Here is a 21,756-nt window from a genome sequence, read left to right as displayed (position 1 = left end):
GACGCTCTAGCCGTATGTATTGGTGGACGAATGAAATGCGCAGTTCATTTTTGGTGGATATACCGTCGATAAATCTCTATTTTTGGAGGTCCACAGACGTAAATTTCAAATTTGTATATCATGCAAAATTTGTTACGATGTTGTCATGTTTTGGATATGAGACGTTTTGTTGGAGTTTATCATGGTCAGTAAAAGATATTTCCGATGCGCAATTGCACTTTTTGTGTTGTTTTGTACAGGTTTTACAAAAGCCGAAAATAAAAACTTGGAGAAGAGACTCCAAAAATTAGTTCACCAATTACAATCTTCAGAGGCACATTTGCGCTTTTCCGCATTGGCAGAATTAGAAAAAATGGGTTCTGTTATTAAAACGATCCGCCCCGAGTTAGAAAATGCCCTAACGTCTGCCGGTGGAAGGAGTAAACTTGCCATTCAATACGCCATAGGTATCATTGACCAACTACAAAGCGAAGCATCTCCTAAGAAAATTTCTCCAAAAGCAACAGCCCAGCGTTCTATTGCATCGCGTACCACTAAAAACCTCGGTGGGTTAAACGTTCTTGGTGCTAGTAGTGATTTTCGACAACGGTTGCGTTACAAAAAACAATATGCACTTGTTGTAGGTATCAACAAATATGATAACTTCACAGATCTTCAAGGTCCAAACTTCGATGCTTCGGAAATTGCTCGAGTGCTGCGTAGTCGATATCAATTCGATCATGTTACATTGCTTAGCGATGAGTCTTCCGTCGCAAAAGTAAATTCTCCACCAACGAAAAAGATCACAAAAACAATTATGGAAGATGCGTTGGAAAATCTTAGAAAAAAAATAAAACCCGAGGACGCGCTATTTTTTTACTATGCTGGCCACGGTGTTCCTGGTTATTTGGTTGCAGGAGATAGTCGAAAAGATAAGACGGAAAATCCAGATAAAAAAAGTATGCTCTCCCTAAAAAACATTGCCGAAACGCTCGAATCATGTGGCGCGAAACACACTTTGATGGTTTTGGATTGTTGTTTTAGTGGCTCCCTGCTAGAGAAAGAATACCGCCCTGACTTCTCGCACCTCACGGAGAAAACATTTATTTCCCCAGGTGGAGGTAATCTTACCCGGGTGTTTAATCGTCGTGTTTTCCAAGTCATCACCGCTGGTGCGGGAGATGAAGCGGTCGCCGATAAGTTAGATGAAATCTCAACTGTTTATGCACAACAATTCAAAGATAGTCATGGGCACTCGCCATTTACCGCAGTTTTTTTACAAGCCATACAGGGCTTGACGGGACGAGATGATGGCATTATTTTAACATCGCAATTGGGATTTTATATGATGGACACGCTTGTCAACGACGACAGAATTCAAGCCTCTCAAGCTCCTCGCTATAGTGCTTTAGGAGGAAATGGTGACTTTATGTTTTTTCCTAAAGATAAAGTGCTCAATCCGAAGATGGTGGCGCCTTTATATCTTAATGGTGTTGAGTTTGCCGCATTTCGTCGTTCAGGGTGCGAAGCGTTGGGAAATTTCATTGCCGAGCAATCTGAAGCGGATCAGATTTCGTTGATAAGAAGTGCTTTACCTCATGTTACAAAATTATTAAACGATGAACAACAAATTCCTCGCATGGCGGCTTTAAGTTTCATCAAAGACAAAGCAAAAAAATATGTCGATAAAATCGAAGAGTTTTCTGTTGTTGTGCCTATTTTGGCTAACATTTTGACACAAAAAAATAGAAACGCCTCTTTTTTTCTAAGCAACGACGACGAATATCTAATGATGGAGTGTTTAGGATCTCTGCATTCGCGTATAAAAAATAAAAGTACGACGGGGATTTTGAAGAAATACTATAAACGACAAGCATCTCAATGGCAACAGTATATCGTCGACAAAAAAATGCCGCACATTGTAAAAAATAAGCTAAATGAGTTGTTTGTAAATTCAAATATTCGGTATAAAACCTCACAGCAGCAGGCCAAATACTACCACGAAGCAATCCTAACATATCGTTGGTTGCAAACCACAGGTAAACAAAAAATAGACCTGTATGAAAATAGTAGAAACAAATTTCTTTCTCTTGTGGAAGATACAGAAACTAGACTAGAGATTTTTCATTTAATACAGGATGAACTTACAGATGAAGATTTTGTCGAATACTTTACCGTAAGAGATCAAAAAATTAGAGAAGAAGTTTTGTTCTTTCTCCGCGAAAAAAACAAAGACATCGCAATTCTGACCAAATTATTAGAGAAAGATGATCCGAACATAAAAAAAGACGTTTCTTCAGACCTAGAGAATATAGGCGAAAAGGCTTTCTTATTTATTGTTAACAAACTCAAGTTCGCAAAAAAGAAAAACACCCTCTCTAAAAAAACCTATCTTTTATTTCCATTCTTGGACTGGAAAAAAGAAAATTTATTTCCCCTTATTAACAAGCTAGGTAAAGAGGATCTTGATGTTTTTCTTCCTATTGTGGCAAAAGAGAATTTTGATAATATTTACTCTGTCATGATTGATCAAAGCAAAAGTAAAGAAATAAGAGCAAAAGCTGCATTGATTTTAGAAGAACTGGATAAAATAGAGCCGTTTGTCGCTAAATTTTTTCTTTCTATTTCAGAAAGAGATATATTTGATAAAAAAAGAGCCATCGATATTATCACTGCCAAAAAAAGAAAATGTTCGATTGTTTTAATTCTCACGGCACTGCTAAAAAATGAAGATAGTAATGTTCGAAGTTCTGTAGTCTCTGCTTTGGGAAGAAAGAGAGATAAAGCGCACTCTTTCCTGTCACATCTCATACCTCTTATTCAAGATGAAGATGAAAATGTTCGAAGGGCAGTTGCGTGGATATTGGGAGGAATGGGAGAGAAAATTCACTCTGCATTGCCATACCTTATTTCTCTTCTTAAAGATGGAGATAAAAATATCCGAAGGTCTGTCATCTTTGCATTAGGAAAAATCGGAAAAATAGCTCACTCTGCAATACCACATCTCATTCCGCTTCTCCAAGATGAAGATGAAAATGTTCGAAGGGAAGTTGTCAATACCTTGGGAAAAATAGGAGAGAAAACTCACTCTGCAATACCACATCTCATTCCGCTTCTCCAAGATGAAAATGCAAATGTTCGAAGGGAAGTTGTCTATGTGTTGAGAGAAATAGGAGAGAAAGCGTTGACACATCTCATTCCGCTTCTCCAAGATAAAGATGAAGATGTTCGAATGTCTGTCATCGATGTATTAGGAAAAATAGAAGAAAAAGCTCACTCTGCATTGCCATACCTCATTCCTCTTCTTCACGATCAAGATGAAAACCGCTGGGTGAAAGAAGCGGCAGAAAAAGCTTTATCTAAAATAAGAACAACAGAAGCACATCTCATACCTCTTCTTAGAGATGGAGATGTATATGTAAGAGAATATGCGGTAAAAGCATTAGGAGAAATAGGAGCAAAAGCTCACTCTGCATTGCCATACCTCATTCCGCTTCTTAAAGACAAAGATGAAGATTTAAGACTAGAGGTCATCGCAGCATTAGGAGAAATAGGAAAAAAAGCTCACTCTGCATTGCCATACCTCATTCCTCTTCTTAAAGACAAAGATGAAGATTTAACAGATTTCTTAGTGGAAGCCCTACCAAAATTTGGAGAAAAATCTGTGCCATACCTCATTCCTTTGCTAAAAGATCAAAATATAAGAGAATGTGTCGTGGAAGTTTTAGGGAAAATCGGGGGAGAAGCTCACTCTGCAATACCACATCTCATTCCTCTTCTAAGAAATTCACAGGCAAGAAAATCTGTGGCTTACACACTGAAAGAAATAAAAGGAGAAAAAGCGTTGACACATCTCATCCCTCTTCTTAGAGATGGAGATGCATATTTAAGAGAATGTGTCATGGACATTTTAAGAGACTTAGGAGAAACAGCTCACTCTGTAATACCACATCTCATTCCTCTTCTTAAAGACGAAGATAAAAATGTTAGAATATTTACCGTCTATACATTAAAAAAAATTGGGATAAAAGCTCACTCTGCATTACCACACTTCATTCCTCTTCTTAAAGACGAAGATAAAATCGTTCGCGTCATTGTAGTCGGAGCTTTGGGGGAAATGGAAATAAAAGTGCACTCTATATTACCGCATCTCATCCCCCTTCTTAAAGACGAAGAGTCGCAGGTAAGACTAGAAACCGTAGAAGTATTGAAAAAATTTGGAAGAAAAGCTCACTCTGCATTGCCACATCTCATTCCTCTTCTCAAAGATCAAGATGAAAATGTTCGAAGGGAAGTTGTCAATACCTTGACAAAAATGGAAACAAAAGCTCAATCTGTATTACCACATCTCATTCCTCTTCTTAAAGACAAAAATTATAGAGTGAGAGAGGCAGTGATAATTTTATTGGCAGAAATAGAAAAAACGCATCCGGTAGCATTCTCATATATCATTCCTCTTCTTCGAGATAAAAACGAAAATGTTCGAGAATCTGCGTTATATGCACTAATTAGGATGAAAACAAAAGCGCTCTCTGCACGTCAACACCTCATTCCTCTTCTTCGAGATCAAAACGAGAATATTCGAAAATCTGCAGTAGATGGGCTAATTAGGCTAAAAACAAAAGCTCAATCTGTATTACCACATCTCATTCCTCTTCTTAAAGACAAGAATTCTAGAGTGAGATATGCAGTGACATATGGATTGAAAAATTTAGGAGAAAGAGCTCACTCTGCATTACCACGTCTCATTCCTCTTCTTAAAGATGAAGATGAAAATGTTCGAATTATGGTGGTAGAAATATTGGAAAAAATGGGAGAAAAAGCTCACTCTGCATTACCACGTCTCATTCCTCTTCTCAAAGATGAAGATGAAAATGTTCGAATTATGGTGGTAGAAATATTGGAAAAAATGGGAGAAAGAGCTCACTCTGCATTACCACATCTCATTCCTCTTCTTAAAGACAAAAATTATAGCGTAAGAAGTGCCGTGAAATCATTATTGAAAGATATGAGCGAAAAAGTGAATTCTATATTATTACCACATCTCATTCCTATTCTTAAAGATGAAGATGAAAATGTTCGAATTACGGTGGTAGAAATATTGGAAAAAATGGGAGAAAGAGCTCACTCTGCATTACCACGTCTCATTCCTCTTCTTAAAGATGAAGATGAAAATGTTCGAACTGCTGTAGTAGAGTTATTAGGACAAATGGGGGAAAGAGCTCACTCTGCATTACCACGTCTCATTCCTCTTCTTAAAGATGAAGATGAAAATGTTCGAACTGCTGTAGTAGAGTTATTAGGACAAATGGGGGAAAGAGCTCACTTTACAATACCACATCTCATTCCTCTTCTTAAAGACGAAGATTCGCAGGTAAGCTTAAAGACTATCGAAGTATTGGAGGAAATGGGAGAAGTACATCCAATGTTATTGTATATCTTCTTTTTGCTCAAAGATGAAGATAAAAATATTCGCGAATACACCGTTACAGCGTTGAAAAACAGAAAAGAAAAAGTTGACCTTATAGCATCGCATTTTACTCATTTACTAGAGGGTGAGGATAGTTGGTTGAAAAATTTTGCGGTAAAGGTGTTGGGAGAAATGGGAGAAAAAGCTCATTCTACTATTCCGCATCTCACTCTTCTTCTTAATGACGAAAACAAAAATGTTCGACAATCTGCGGTATATGCATTGGACAAGATGGGAAAAAAAACTTCCTACATATTACCACATCTCGTTTCTCTACTTAAAGATAAAGACAAAAGTGTAAGCGAATATGCGGTTTATGCATTAAGTATGAAAGAACAAACTCACTGTGTAATTCCACACATCACTCACCTACTTAAAGATAAAGAGGTGAGAAAATATGCTATTTATACATTGGGCAGTATAAAAGCACAAACTCAGTCTATATTGCCACATCTTCTTGCTCTTTTTAAAGATGACGATAGGTTGGTGAGAAATTCTGCAATAAACGCATTGGGTAGAAGAGGAGAAGAAGCAGTGTCTCATCTCATTCCTCTTCTGAATGATGACAATAAGCTAGTGAGGAGTTCTGCAGCAGATGCCTTGAAAATAATAGGAAAAAAAGCTTTCCCTGCAGCACCGCATCTAATTCCACTACTGATGGACACCGATAAAAATGTAAAAAATTCTGCAATAAATACCTTGGCAGAAATAGGAGAAAAAGCGACACCCCATCTCGTGTCTCATTTAAAACACCAAGATGCTCAAATGAGATACTATACCTCTTATGTGCTAGTTAAGATGGGGGAAAGAAAACATTGCAAAGTACAGCATCTCATAGCCCTTCTTCAAGATGAAGACATGTCAATAAGAATTCATGCGGTAAAAGCGTTAGGAGAAAAAAAAGCTCATTCTGCTGTGCCATACCTTATTCCTCTATTAAAACATGAAAACGCCGAATTGATACGTTCTGTAACAGAAGTACTTAGCGAGATCGGAGAAAAAGCGGTATCGCATCTAATCCCCTTATTGAAGAATAAAAACAAAAATATAATAAAACATACCGTTTATGCATTAGTGAAAATAGGAGAAAAAGCTGTACCACAACTTATACCTTTACTCAATGATAAAGATGTAAAAAAATACGTAGCTTATACATTGCGTGAAATAGGAGACAAAGCTCATTCTGCTGTGCCACACCTTATCCCTTTACTCAATGACAAAGACACGTATGCTAGATATTATGCTATTCATACAATAGCAAAGGTAGGAGAGAAAGCTCACTCTGCTGTACCATACCTTATCCCTTTACTCAATGATAAAGACAAAAAGATACAAAAATTAGCTGTTTATACTTTGGGAGAAATAGGAGAGAAAGCTCATTCTGCTGTGCCACACCTCATTCCTCTTCTTGAAGACAAAAACAAGGAGATAAGAGGACTCACCATTCAGACTTTGGGAGAAATAGGAGAGAAAGCTCATTCCGCTGTACCGCACCTTGTTCCTCTTTTGAGAGATTGGCAAGTAAAAATATATGTGGTAGCGGCTTTAAGAAAAATGCGAGAAAAAGCTTATCTTGCTATTCCTCATCTCATTCCTCTTCTCAAAGACACAGATGAATTTTTAAAAACATCTGCGGCAAGAGCATTAGCTGAGATCGTAGGAAAAACGTATACGCCGTATCTCCTTCCTCTATTGAGACATAAAAGTCCCGGGGTGCAACAATATGCAAAGTATCCCCTGTTTAATATGGGAGAAAAAGTCATGCCATATCTTATTTCTTTATTGAAAGATCAACATATGCAAGTAAAGGTATTTGCGATCGATGCATTGGGGCAAATAGGAGATAAAGCTCATTCTGCTGTGCCGCACCTTGTTCCTCTACTAAAACATGAAAATTCAGAGGTAAGACATTCTGCAACACTTGCATTGATTGAGATTATGGAGGAAGATGTTATGCCACACTTAATTTCTCTACTTGAAGAGAACGATAGGGTTGTAAGGAATTCTGCAATAACGGCATTGACTGAAATGAGAAAAGAAGATGTGTCGCACCTTGTTCCTCTATTAAAACATCAAAATCCCCAGGTGAAATATTACGCATCTTATATATTGGTTAAAAAGAGAGAAGGAGCTCACTGCAAAGTACATCATCTTACTCCTCTACTTCAAGATGAAGATTCTTCAATAAGAGCTGACGCTGTTTATGCTTTGGGAGAAACAGGAGAAACAGAGGTCTTGTCACAGCTTATTCATCTACTCAAAGATGACGATGGGCATGTAAGGGAGAGCACAATAAATGCATTGACGAAAATGGGAGAAAAACTAGTCCCGCATCTTATTGCTCTTATACAAGATAAAGACATGAGAAGATTTGCGGTAGAATCGTTGGGCCGTTTAGGGCAAGAAGCTTACTCTGCTGTGCCACATCTCATTTCTCTGCTTAATGACAAAAACGAAAGTGTGAGAAGTTCAACAAAAAATGCATTAGAAAAAATAGGAGACAAAGCGATACCATATATTGTTCCTCTATTAGAAAATGGAGAGGAAAATGTACAAAAAACTGCAGCAGACATATTGGAACGTATAGGGGAAAATCACCCGAAGTCTCTAGAAACTTGTATACTAACAATTCGAAATTTTTTAAAACAAAAAAGAAAAAAACACCTTGTAAATGAATATGAATGGAACGCCTACGCCATTGATAGCATCGCATTTAAATTAGGACTACAAGTGTTAAATGCATATATCTGGTCTGCTTATCTCTCCGAAAACAAAAATTTATTTACCCAGAAAGACATAGAGCTTTTATCAAAATCTCAAGAAGAACATATTCTCGATACTGTAGCGGCAATTTACGCTTGGCAAGGAAACCACAAAAAAGCCAACAAATATGCTTTGAAAATAGGTGGTGAAACGCTAAAAAGAGTAAAGCTACTTCTTGAGGGAGAACCTCCTAAACAAGTAGAGAAATTGGCCAAAGATTCAATATTGGACGAAATACAGGCGATACAAATAGAAAACTTAGAAAACAGCGCTGGTAATGGGTGGGATGATGACTGGGGTTGGTGACTTCCGTTTTTGAGAAATAACTCTAGTATTTTGTCATCCGAAAGAATTCAATACGTTTGGAATAATCTAATTTTGTTTTCTTTTCTTTTCCATTACTAGTTATATTCCCGCAAAAGACAAAAAAAACGCTTTTTCACATAAAAATTCGTAGCACAAAAACACTAAACACAATTCATCTCTTTTTCATGCGAAAAATCAAAAACATTTGCATCAAATGCCATCATGCGTTTATAATCATTTTAATTTTTATAGACTTTATATGACGAAATGTTCTGGATCATGTATTCACATGTCTCCATTCTAAATTTTTAAATGGCTATGTAAGGAATAACTATGTCGAAAAGACAAAAGTTAACGGTGTTTTGTTTATGCTTTTTATCTTTAACAATCAATGTTTTCGCAAAAGATTATTATGCTTTTGGTAAAAAAGTAAAGCTGACACCTTCAAAAAAAGGATGCATTGTAAAATTCGAAAAGATTTTCAAACTGGAGCCTATTTTAGAGTCTTCAGAGTCTGACGTTGCTATATCTCGGATTGACGATCGAACTATCTACGTTCGTAACCTTGATGACTCATCACAATTTATTGAAGATGTCAAAGACGATCAGTCGATAACATCAGTATACCCAATTTATACATTAGACGATGGTTTTGAGTTGGGGATGACGAATGAGATTCTGGTAAAATTCAAAAAAAACGTCTCTGAAAATGAGTTAAATGCGCTAAAAGAACGTCTAGAGCTAACTGCGATACAAAAGACATCTTTTTACGAAATTTTAACAACTCCGAAGAAAAACCATGTATTGGACATTGTAAACTCTTTGGAGGAAAGTGGCTTAGTCGATTATGCGCATGCGAATTTTTTAGTCGCAGTGCAACAACAAAACTTTATACCTAATGACGAGTACTTTGCACGACAATTTTCATTACACAACACTGGGCAAGTCATCAATGAGCATGCGGGAACTGCCGACGCGGATATAGACGCGCCTGAGGCTTGGGGATTAACAACAGGTAGTGAAGAAATCACGGTTGCGGTTATAGATGAAGGAGTGTCTCTAAACCACCCCGATTTACCGCGTCGACGTCTTGTGGTGATAGATGGCTGCAATTTTGCAGATGGTAATCCAAACGACCCTAGCCCAAAAAGAGACGGCAATCATGGAAATGCTTGTGCTGGTTTAGTCGCAGCAGAACAAAATAATGGCATTGGAATTTCAGGTGTCGCTCCCAATTGCAAAATTATGCCGATACGAATACCATTTGGCCGTAATATTCCATTGTCAAAATATGTGAATGCGATTGATTTTGCTTGGCAAAATGGTGCAGATGTCATCTCCAACAGTTGGGCTTTTCGCACAACCATCGAAATTCCCAGTATATCACGAGCCATTAATAGAGCAATAAACCGCGGTAGACAAGGAAAAGGTTGTGTTGTATTATTTTCCGCAGGAAACACCGCAAATCATGCGTCGAACAATCGAGGTCGCGTTTTAACTCCAGCAAATGTTCCAGGTGTGATCACAGTAGGTGCTTCAGATAGAAATGACTTCCAGGCAAACTACAGTCCCACAAGTAGATTGATTGATGTTGTGGCACCATCTCATCGAGCTTACGCAACGCAAATACGCAACGAAAGTTTTGAAGTTTGGTCCATAGATATACCAGGCGCCAGAGGAAAAAATCCAGGAAAAACCTCTCCACACCGAAATGAAATACGTCCTAACTCAGGATCGAACCCGCTTAGTTACACAGCAAGATTTGGCGGTACATCAGCATCTTGCCCTATCGTAGCAGGTGTTGCAGCATTAATCCTGTCTGTTGACGCGCAGCTTACCCAACGCCAAGTTTTCCAAATGATCACAAGTACCGCAGATAAAGTTAAGCCAAACGAAAACCGATATATCAATGGCCGAAGCAGCAAAGTTGGTTTTGGTAGAGTGAATGCCTTCGCGGCAGTTCAAAAAGCAATGAGAATAGACACAAATGTAGATGCAGTTCCTCAGGAAGCAGAAATCTCTGAAACAACGGTTGAAGTACAAGAGCCTTACATTTTTAGCGGTGAAAGACTTCTTAGTATATTAAACGTACTTTCTAGAGATGGGCGTTTTGGATATAGCATTGCGAGTGATTATAAGTTAAATCAAAAAATTTACGGAAAATATTACACCTCTCCTCTTGAAACAGCGGAATACCTTCTTTCCCAAGAAAAAGTTTCTTACCGATTAGAAAATGTAAAAGGTAGACCATACCTATTTATCTCCGCAGAACCTTCCACCATTGATGCTGTCGCAGCGAGTGATTCTCAGACGAGAGAAAATGTTGCAGTAGATGTCTATTATGGCACAAATCGCAATCGTCTAAATGGTGGCTATGGAAACCAGCTAAGTAGTTTGGATATGGGAGTATGTCGCGTAAGCATCCCCAAGGCTCATAAACTTGGTGTTATAGAAAGACCTAGTATTTTTAGATTCGAATTCCGAGAAAATATTGACAAACATTTTATTCTGAAAAGTGTACAACCGCTAAATGATGCAAGCTTTATTAACGGTATAAGAAGTCGTACGCGTGAGGCTTTAATTTACATTCATGGTTTTAATGTATCCTTCCAGGAAGGAGTTTTTACTACCGCGCAGGTCGGATGGGATTTAGGGTTTGATGGTACACTCATCATGTTTTCGTGGCCTTCGAATGGGAGAGTTCTAAATTATGATAGTGATGCCAAAGATGCGAAAGAAAGTATTGACGAATTCGTAACATTTTTGTCAAAAATCAAAAAAGAAGGTAATTTCACCGCAATAAATATCATCGCTCATAGTATGGGAAACAGAGTCATGACCAATGGCTTTGTGTCGCTACTAGAAAACGATCAAATATCTCAACCCATCACAAATAACATAATTCTAGCCGCACCTGATATGAACGTTGATACATTTAAAAATGAGGTACTCCCCAAATTTCAAGGAGCTTCCAAAAGAGTAACATTGTACGCTTCTTCCAACGATAAAGCTTTGCGAATTTCGCGATCTCCTATTTACAACAATACTTCGCGATTGGGTCTTGGCGGAGCAAGTATATTTGTGGCTAGAGGCATTGACACAATAGATGCGAGTAATGTAAGTACAACATTTTCCGGTCACAGCTATTTTTCCAATAGCAAAAATGTCATTATTGACATGAGAATGATATTGCGAGATAAATCACCACAACAAAGACGTGTTTTGCATCAAAATTATTTAAGGAAATCTAAACAAGGTGTAATATATTGGGCCTTTAAAAATTAAAAGAAGGCAAGTCCCATTAAATTTTGAAGTATTTGCAAAACTCATTTTGTGATAAACCGCATTGATAGACTTAAAGTTTTAAGTCTATCAATGCAAAATTTTGCGTTATTGTATTTTAGTTAGAGTCAACACATAGCTTTTGCAATTCGTATAAAAGGAATATCTTTACTTTTGGTTTAAAACACACAAAATTAAATAAGACATGTTCTCATCCTATTTTGAATAATAGTTTCTACATCCATTATTGTAGTAAAAAAGCATAGGAGTAATCGATGAATAGACTCATGATAGTTGTACTTTTGATAAGTATAGGCATAGCAGAAGCTCCAGAGTCGTTTCAATTCAAAAAGGGAATACATCTCAAACCTTCTTTTGGGAAAATTATTGTTTGTCCAACCCCGAAATTAACGCAAAAACCTTCTCTGGCGATAGACCTTAATGTACCCGGTATAGTGGAAGTTTTAAAGAAAGATGAATTAACCTATATTTTGGGTGTAGATGATAAACACCAATCTTACGAAAACATCAATAAAATGATAGATACGCTTTACCAAGAAAAGTTAATTGTGGGCATTACATTTCTCTATACAAATAACAACAATGAAGAATATTATTTTCTGCCTATTGTCGTTATAAAGGGAATAGATAAAAAACAAATATGTAAAATAAAAAATAATAAATACCCTGGTCTTCGCTACTGGCAAGGGTTACATTCAGACCCGAGTAGTCTTCACTGTTTTATGGATGAAAGGTATTTTCCCATAAGAAAAAAAAACAAAAAACAATTTTTTCAAAACAAGTTACAAGCCGAATATATTGGTTCTTATAGTTTACTTTCGGTTACAGAGTCCAGTATGGAGCAAGTCGCATCAGCAATTTCGATTCCTAAATTCCCTAAAGGAATGGATTTTATAAAAAAACTGGTAACTCCTGAGAAAAAAGAAAAGAGAAACCCATGAAAAAATTTAAGCGTTTGATTATCGCGATTTGTGTTGGAATCACCATACTTTTTGCAAGATGTTTTATGCCAAAAGCCAATGGAATTACAGTCATATGGGAAAATGGTATAAAAAATACGAAAAAATATTCCGAGGGAAAAGATATCCTAAATAAACATAACTTTTTCATTTCGACATCTTCCTCTCGAGATGACAGTGATATATTTATTTTTAAAGGAAAAGACTATTACCAAAGCTACAGTGATGCTCTTATAAAATTAAAAGAAAAAAATTTGATTTTGTGGGCAATTCCCAAAGAATTATCGAATATTACGCCTAAAAAAAATAAGATTATTGCCTCATATCACAAGACCTCTCGTATTGATAAAGCATGGGAAGAATACGAAGTCACAGGAAAAGGAATTAATATTGCGATTATGAGCGACGGTGTAGATGTTGGTCATCCCGATCTTGCAAGTCATATCTTCACAAACACCGAAGAAAAATTTGATAACAAAGATAGTGATAAAAACGGAGTGGCGGATGATGTGTTTGGATACAATTTTATTGACGACAACCCACATACAACTCCCAAAAAAGTAGGAAATAGCCCGTTAATAAAAAAATTAGGCTTATACGATAATCAAGGAACGATGTCCGCAGGTATCATTAGTGCTATTGCGTCCAATAGTAAAATTGTGCCTATCAAAATCTTTTCTGGCAAAAAAGGACAATCATTTTCAGAAAACATAGTTATCAAGGCTGTGAACTATGCTTCGAAACTTAAAAATGTCAAAATTATTGTCATGCCATGGGGTATGTCTTCGGAAAATGTCCGATTAAAAGACCTTATCCAAACCATCCAGAAAAAATACAACACCATTTTTATTTGTCCAGCAGGAAATACCAAAAATAAAGTTTTGTTTCCTGCCAATATGAAAGAAACAATTGCTGTTGGAATGGTAGAATCCAACATTAAACCTGGTGATCAACACGTTGACATTTACGCTCCAGGAAAAAATATACCAACTACCAATCCCAGATATTCTTCGTCCAACAATGATGAGGAATCGCTTCTTTACACTAATTATTCAGGCTCGTGTGCCGCTAGTTGTATTGTAGGCGGTATTGTGGCTTTGATGTGTGAGAAAAACCCCCATCTGGATGTTCACATGGTTCAAGAAATATTGAAATCAACTTCTTCAAATGGCATTGTTGATGCAAAAGCGGCGATTGCAAAGGTTGTAAAGGACTTACGAAAGTCAAATAAATAAAGGGACAGCGATGAATATTTTTAAATTTTTATGCATGATTTTTTTGCCGCTATGTATTTGCGCACAGGAAAAATTTAAAGTAAATGGAATCGAAACCGATTTAGTCATTGATGATGATTATGTTTATATTGAATCCCAAGATGAGAGTTTTAGAGGCTTTCACCAAAAGCAAATATTAGAAAGCAGCGACATTGACCAACAATTTGTTAATGCTGCTAGTGGGGAGTTTAGCACTTACATACTAAAAGACGATCAAAATCGTTACTACATACCAACCAATAAAATATATATATCGTTTACAGAAGAAGCTTTTACAGCTAATGGAAACATCGATCCGCAAATTTTGGCAAAACTAGATGAACAATGCTTTTTAAAAGTAGATAGTGAAACGGTACAGAGATATAAGTCTATTCTAGGAAAAACAATCTACATTTTTGTTATTCGTAGTGAGCAGGTCAACGAGCAACAGCGACAAAATATTCACGAGGTATTGTTAAACAAAAAAAGTGATTTTAAAATTGAGTGGAGTTTTCCCTATTTTCTCTATACAGTTGAATCTAGTTCTACCAGTGCAAGTGCAAATACTACAGAACGTTTTCAAAACACTAGTATGATAACACATCTAGCGGTATGCTTAAAAACAAGTCATCATTACACACTACCCCACATTCTGCAAAGTCATCTTAAAAATATACCTACAAGTATTAAAAAGCGAGATGTGTACGAATTTAGCGCGGCAAAAACATTTAAAGAATTTTTTCATATATATAAAGAGATAAAAAGTGACATAGAATGGCTGTATCCATCATTTTTGATAGGAAATACACGTACACAGTTGGCGGGGGGGCACCCTGAGTATATAACAAAACAAAAAATTGATGATGCTTGGCCAAATTATAGCGGCAAAAACGTAAACATAGCTGTTATAGATGATGGCGTTGATATAGGACATCCGTACTTACTAAATAGGTTGTATTTAAACAGCAAGGAACAAAAGAATCAACAAAACATCCTATTAAGCATGGACAATGTAACAAATGATCAAAATTTATTACCAGATGATATTTGTGGTTATGACTTTTTTTCGGGGTATATAAATACAACTGCATCTCCTCAAAAAACCTTTATGCCTTTTGAAAGTTTACCATTTCCTAAACGAGTAGGAACATCAAAGTTTTTAGCGGGTCTTAGTCGTTATGATGACCATGGCACTTGTGTGGCCGGAATAGCTTCTATAGTTGCATATGGCGCAAAAATTCTGCCTATTAAAATTTTTCATGGCTCGACAGGCAAAGACTTTACCAGCAACGTCAAAGTAGTGAATGAATTGAGAATAACAGAAGCATTTCGTTACGTAGGAAGCTTCAAAGATATTAACATTATCAATGTGAGTTGGGGTATACCTGTAAACCTAATAACAGAAGATGGTCCTTTGGCAAAGGAAATAAAAAGCTTAGCACAAAAAAATATTATTGTATGTGCTGCCGCGGGCAACCACAAAACACCGAATCTTGTAGAATTCCCTGCTTCAATGAATGAGACGATCGCTGTGGGAGCTATTGATTACCAGGGAAATAAGTTGTATAAATATACAGATGAAAGCAAGATAGACGTGTACAGTTATGGTAAAGATGTTTTGACTACAGATGTTAGAGGAGAATGGGGTTATAATAAATTCAATACTCATTTATTCAGTGGAACATCGGCAGCAACTCCCATTACATCAGGGATTGTAGCGCTTTTACAAAACAAAAAGAAAGAGGTAACACCTACAGAAATGTTGACTTTAAGCACAATTAGGCAAATACTTAAAGATAGTGTCGTTAATGGTTTGATAGATGTTAATATCGCGCTAAGCAAAGTTGAGTAGCCATGTTCACTTACAAAAATCTAATTTTGTTTTTACTTGTTTCTTGTATTCTAGCTGCAAATGAAAATCTTATTGAATACAAAATTTCATGTTCACAAAAGATTTCATTCAAAAGAAGTTCCGAATACTATATTCTTCCTTCTGGAAAACAAGAAAATTATATGTTTAACGAATATTCTTTTTTGTTAAATAGCTCTATTCCCTATTCCAATGTATACAAAATCAAAAAAAATATGGAAGTTTCGCTAGAAGACATAACGCAAGAAATATTCCCGAATTTTCAAAAGATATACCCTATAGTCATCGATGATTTAGGATATCGCTATATTGTACAAGATAAGCTATTTGTTTCTTTCTTAAAAGGAAACGAACAAAAAGTAGTTCAGCAGTTGAAAAAGTACAATGTATCTCCACATTCGGAGTATAAAAGTTTTGAAAAAATCAACGTGTATATTTTCAAAGTTCAAGAAAAGAATATTGAAGATATATATTTAACCAAAAAAATAAACTCAATACGACAATCAGTACAAGAAATTATTTGGACTTATCCAGTATTATCACTAGAGTTAAACGGTATTCATTCATTACCAAATAATAAAAATGATTCCGGTTGGCATTTAGATAAAATCAAGGCTCCGAATTCGTGGAACAACGGTTTTACAGGAAAAAATGTAAACATAAGCATTTTTTCGGATGGGATAGATCTGGTAGATAACACGGCGCTAAAAAACAATATATATATAAACCAATCAGAGAGCTTTTTAGACGCTGGTCATGACGATGACAATAATGGCTTCATTGATGATGTGATTGGTTGGGACTTTGTAAGAAACGAAAATATTCCATTTCCCAAAAAATTCAGTCATCGTTTTTTTGATAAAAACAATCCTACTTTAAATGATATTTCTGGAACCTGTATTGCGGGAATTATTGCCGCATCTCCTTTTGAAAATCGTCCTACAGGTATCGCATATAATAGTAAAATTTTTTCCATTAAGGTGATAGAAAGTGGGCGATTTACTTCAGAAGTAGAACTAGCAAAAGCAATTAATTATGTTGCAAATTTTGAAGATATACACATACAACTTCATGGTTGGGGGTTAGGAGTGGAGTTACCTGTTACAAAAAAGGTGATAGAAAAAGCTTCCCAAAAACAAATAATCATCTCCCCTGTAGGAGATAGTGGCTCTTCTTCCCAAGTTTGCTTCCCTGCCACAATGGCTCAGGTAATAGCTGTTGCTGCTGTTGATCCACAAGGTCATGTTCGTTATTCCAACTATAACAAATGGAAAAATCAAGTCGATATAGCTGCGCCAGGCGAAGGCATAGCAACAACTGATGTTCATGGGCCTTACGGATATGGAGTATATCAGACACCACAATTTATAGATACAAATTATACAAATAACTATCGAGGAACAAATGCGGCCACTGCAATTGTAACGGCATGTATTGCCCTAATGTTAGAGAAAGACCCCTCACTCTCTGCAGAAGATATAAAAACGATCTTAAAATGCACAGCAAAGAAAACATTGAATCATTCCTCCTCAAAACTGGGTCCTGGTATTTTAAATATCGAAGCGGCCTTACAAAAAATAAAAAAGTAACCTTGGTCTAAAACCTCGTGGTCAAATGTTACCATCGCATATCATCTCTCAAAATAACGTTTTTTGCCACTCCCACAGAAAATCGTGTTGCTTGGGATTTAAATGTCTGAGAAAAACCACTACAATCGAACATCAAAATCGCTTAAAGACAAATTTAATGCTTAAAATATTCATTTTGCTTAAATACGTTTTTTTGTTATTATTTTCAATCACATAAAAACTGTTATCAAACACAAACTATCTAGTTGCAAAACAATTATATCAATAACCACCTGTGCATAAACAAAGGTTAATTCTTCCAAAAAGTTTGCTTTTGCACATAAAAATGGATACCAAGGAGCTTTAAAATTGAAAATAACGATACTAACAATGCTATCCTTACTCCTATTTGGATGCATGAATAAAGGGAGCATTGTCGTAGACAAACCAGAGGTTTTTACCCGAGAACGTTTAATCAACTCACGTAACCAAGAAAAAAAGTGGCTTTTAGAGCAATTGAATAATACAGACAACGCTAGCAGAATTCAAGGATACCGAGATGTTAGACAATTTGTCGCATTTCTTAATGATTTTTCCGCTACGTTTAATCCGTTAGGTAAGGTAACTGAGTTGAAGCAAGACCTTGAGGTCGCAGATTTAAAACGTCTAGGGGACAACATTGAAAAGCAGGACGAAATAGCGAATTTGCAATATGATTTACGTATAGAGAAACTACGTAAAGAATTGGAAGACCTAAAAAATGGAAAAGAAGGAGCAACTTCGGAGTTACCTTCTGCTTTAACAGCCCCGAGTGTTGGTGATCAAGTCGGTACAACTCCCACTTCTAAATCTCTGATACCGCAACAGCGTGAGGCACTTCCATCGCCTACGCCGCAAGCAACGCAAGCAAAATTGACCCTAATCGAGGAACTACGAGATAAACTAGCGTACCGCAATGCTGTACGTGCTGCAATTTACGAACAGGAACTTGACGACACTCATGATTTAAACGGACTAACACTTTATACCCTCAAATTCGACATATCGGTAAAACCGGAGAACCATCATGGTAAAATGGGAAAAGTGAAAATTAATTTTGTCAATAAAACGACACAAGATACTGACTTTTCAAAAACATACCCTGATGTGTACGAAGCTTGGGTAAGAGATTTAAGAAAAAAAATACAGAGTGAAATATTTAGCGTACAAAAAAGATTAGATTTGGGGGCGAAACTACCTGAAAGAGAAGCCTTTGAAATAAAAAAACTTTTAAAGGATTATATAAAAAAAATAACAACTCCGAATCTAGAATTAAACAATATCGCCGAAAAACTAAAGAAAAAAGCGGAAAATGCTGTTTTTAGAGACACAATTAATGAATTGCTGAACGATATAAAAAAGAATGTAGGTACAGCTGAATTACCTGAAAAATTAAAGGACCTAATCGAAAAATTAGAAAGTTTGAAAAAGAAAAACAATATCAGTTACGGTGAGGTGAAGGCAATATTTGCAGAATACAAAGCTATCAAACAAGAGATAGAACAAGGGAGTAGTGATAGTTCTCCGAACCAATTTATTGATATCGTTTCTAACTCTGTAGATTTCATTGAGTTCAAGGATAGTGCTATACAACAACAGGGACAGGTTTCCGATTCCTTAAAAAAAGCTGAAGAAGCCAAGAACTACATCCCAAATTTAAAAGACCGTATGAAAAAACAAAATCTTTCTTTTGATACGTTTGATTTTTTGAGTACTTTAAGTCGTGGAGAAAGTCTCGCAAACATAAAATTAGAGAAACAAAACCTCGCCAGACCCGTTACTTTAGCAATTATACAAAAGTATAGAGACTACTTAAATGAGTATGTTGATATATACGAAGAAACTTTTGAAAAAGCGTTTGCGTCCATTTCGATTGCTGACGAAAATAAAATAGCCACCATGATATATGAATTAATGGATAAAAAACTGCCTTCGCAAATTAAAAATAAGCTGGTGAATATTCGATTTGAGTTACCTAACCCTTATAACGTTGAAGCAAAAAGTGTAACAGAGTGGCATGTAAAGGATACGCAAAAGAAAAAATTCTTGTTCAAAATAGTCGCTCGGTTTGAGAAGGACAATACAACCAATAAAACAATACTTATTTTAGACCTCTTTCGAACAGAAAATTCTGAAACCTATGTTGATATCAGAGAAGAAAATGAGAATAGCTCCAGAAAAGAGGCGTTTTATGAGGCATTAAAAAATTTAGAAACAACACATAGGCCTTACATCTACACCGTAGAACCGAAAGAGTACGCACAAAACATTTCGGACGTCTCCGCAAGAGAAACATACTCCAACTTTATTACTTCGCTGGGGGCATTAATCCCAAATAGCGGCTTACAATTACAAAATAACAACCAATACATTCGTCGAACTCAAGAATTACTTAATGCGATCAATAGACAACCTCTAGTTGTTGGCTTCATCAACAATCAACAGGAGTTTGGCTGGATTTTAGGTCCTAAATTTAAAATCGGCTACAATTGGTGGGACAGACCATATGTTGACTATGAACATACACCTAAACAGTATTCCTTTACCGCATCGTTGATAGTTCCCGCGTGGTGGAAAAAATTAGAACTGCAAGGTAAATACAGTTGGTCCAATGGAGCAAATTGGCGTAATAGTGGTTCTCTCTTTAAACAGGACAATGATACCACAAATGTAGAAAACATTGTTGCAATAGATTTACCTGGTGATCTAACAGCAATTACAACCGCATTAATTGCGAAAAAGACATTTTCTGCACAAAGACCACGTATTCACTTAGAAGATGATATCTCCTTAAGAATAAATACCAAAGACGATAATGCAGAAAGAACTTTTATCATTCATGGACAAGACTTATGGCGTAATCCGCAAGTTTTTGTAGGAAATCAAAAAGCAAAAGATGTGACTTTACTTCCCAACATGGAAGCTCTTTTAGTCACCTTTGATAACTTACGTATGCCTGCGTTAGAAAACCCTAAAGAGAAAACAACCAAAGTAGACTTAACTGTGATCACCAGTGCAGGTTATGACATTGTGAAGGAAGCTATTAAGATCATAAATGTAATAGCACCTGCTAGCCAACCAACATCAACGAAACCTACAGCGAAATTGGTATTAGAAAAGCCTTACGTTAACAAAGGAAAACGACTCACAATACTATCACCTTATTCTTTAGACATAACAAAAAAAATGGGTTATATGACGGTCTATTTTACGGGTAAAGAAAGTAAAAAGACCTACACGACAGCAAGATACCCTCTTGTGGATGAAAAAATAGTCAAAAAAGAAAATGATAAAGAAGTAACGTACCGTAAACTAAGTTTCGCGATAGATAAGGGCATGCCGCAAGACGGCAACGATCATATAACGGAAATTATGGAAGGAGAATTACGAGTAAAACTATCGAATTATTCACCTGAAGAATCTGCCCCCAACAAATTTGACTTTGTTTATTTCCAAAATCCTGATCACTCTAAGATCTCTTTACATGAGGAATCTCTATTTAAAAGCAATCCAGATAGCACAAAACTACTGATAAAGTTGCGTGTTAGCAAAAATCAAAGAAAACATTTTCGTATCGCCTATCCAGGTTTTGAAGACTCTCTAACAGAGAGTCTAAAAGTAACTTTTAGAGGTAAAGATATTCACAATAAAGTTGTCGAAGATACCACCATCACTTTTTCAACTTCACAATTTCGCAAAGAATATATCAACGAAGATTTGTATATAACAATTCACACAACTACATTTTTTGTGAACGAAAAAAATAAGGAATCTCTCGATAAAATTAGTAAATTTGTAAAAAATTTGCGTAGTAGTAACGTAAAAGAACTTGAACTTTCCGTTCACTTTGGCAAAGATGGAAAAATTGCCGTTACAAAAACCCTTAAAAAAGAATTGTTTTAGTGGTAAATGACAAACGGTGCCACTTCAATCCCCCTCTGATATGCAATTCTTAACAAAACGATAACAGATGGACAAGGAAAACAACTTTTGGAAATATTTAAAATTTTAGATTTTGTTTAAAAAGTATTGTAAAATAGTAATAAATAATACAAAATCTGATATTTTCAAGACCACTATTTTTCTTTGTCCAAAATAATTTTGCCAAGACAGTAGTTTTGATAAATATCAAAAAAATCTATGAGGGAAAGTATTTTAAGATATGAAAAATAAAATTTACAGGGAGTATAAATATGAATATCTCATTTTCTATATCTGGTACATAAACAAAAAAAGCTGACAAATT

7 protein-coding genes are annotated in these 21,756 nt (G+C 36.0%); all 7 read left to right on the top strand.

Features of this window, described 5'->3' with window-relative positions; genetic code table 11:
* Window positions 1-181 precede the first annotated feature (181 nt).
* The 7 genes from UABAM_RS24485 (at window position 182) to UABAM_RS24455 (ending at window position 21,413) form a co-directional block, all read left to right on the top strand.
* Window positions 182-8,518, top strand: a complete 8,337-nt coding sequence (locus UABAM_RS24485; protein ID WP_151970626.1) for a HEAT repeat domain-containing protein — start codon at window positions 182-184, stop codon at window positions 8,516-8,518.
* 333 nt (window positions 8,519-8,851) lie between these two features.
* The gene (locus UABAM_RS24480) at window positions 8,852-11,803 is read left to right on the top strand and encodes a S8 family serine peptidase (protein WP_151970625.1); all 2,952 of its coding nucleotides are present in this window, start codon (window positions 8,852-8,854) and stop codon (window positions 11,801-11,803) included.
* A gap of 272 nt (window positions 11,804-12,075) precedes the next feature.
* Window positions 12,076-12,762, top strand: a complete 687-nt coding sequence (locus tag UABAM_RS24475) for a hypothetical protein (protein WP_151970624.1) — start codon at window positions 12,076-12,078, stop codon at window positions 12,760-12,762.
* Window positions 12,759-14,015, top strand: coding sequence for a S8 family peptidase (locus UABAM_RS24470; protein ID WP_151970623.1), 1,257 nt, complete (start codon window positions 12,759-12,761; stop codon window positions 14,013-14,015). Before UABAM_RS24475 ends, UABAM_RS24470 begins: the two co-directional genes overlap by 4 nt.
* A gap of 10 nt (window positions 14,016-14,025) precedes the next feature.
* Window positions 14,026-15,885, top strand: coding sequence for a S8 family peptidase (locus UABAM_RS24465; RefSeq protein ID WP_151970622.1), 1,860 nt, complete (start codon window positions 14,026-14,028; stop codon window positions 15,883-15,885).
* Window positions 15,886-16,046: 161 nt separating this feature from the next.
* Entirely contained in the window at window positions 16,047-17,492 is a 1,446-nt protein-coding gene (locus UABAM_RS24460) for a S8 family peptidase (RefSeq protein WP_173013554.1), read from the top strand.
* 348 nt (window positions 17,493-17,840) lie between these two features.
* Window positions 17,841-21,413 (top strand): hypothetical protein, encoded by a 3,573-nt coding sequence (locus UABAM_RS24455; protein ID WP_151970620.1) that lies wholly within the window; start codon window positions 17,841-17,843, stop codon window positions 21,411-21,413.
* Window positions 21,414-21,756 lie beyond the last annotated feature (343 nt).

Source organism: Candidatus Uabimicrobium amorphum (assembly GCF_009002475.1).
GTDB lineage: Bacteria > Planctomycetota > Uabimicrobiia > Uabimicrobiales > Uabimicrobiaceae > Uabimicrobium > Uabimicrobium amorphum.
This window is presented reverse-complemented; position numbering and strand designations above follow the sequence as displayed.

What these genes read in the sequence shown, in the direction of transcription:
- UABAM_RS24485 (WP_151970626.1), top strand. Translation starts at nt 182, where the DNA reads ATGGTCAGTAAAAGATATTTCCGATGCGCAATTGCACTTTTTGTGTTG.
- UABAM_RS24480 (WP_151970625.1), top strand. Translation starts at nt 8,852, where the DNA reads ATGTCGAAAAGACAAAAGTTAACGGTGTTTTGTTTATGCTTTTTATCT.
- UABAM_RS24475 (WP_151970624.1), top strand. Translation starts at nt 12,076, where the DNA reads ATGAATAGACTCATGATAGTTGTACTTTTGATAAGTATAGGCATAGCA.
- UABAM_RS24470 (WP_151970623.1), top strand. Translation starts at nt 12,759, where the DNA reads ATGAAAAAATTTAAGCGTTTGATTATCGCGATTTGTGTTGGAATCACC.
- UABAM_RS24465 (WP_151970622.1), top strand. Translation starts at nt 14,026, where the DNA reads ATGAATATTTTTAAATTTTTATGCATGATTTTTTTGCCGCTATGTATT.
- UABAM_RS24460 (WP_173013554.1), top strand. Translation starts at nt 16,047, where the DNA reads ATGTTTAACGAATATTCTTTTTTGTTAAATAGCTCTATTCCCTATTCC.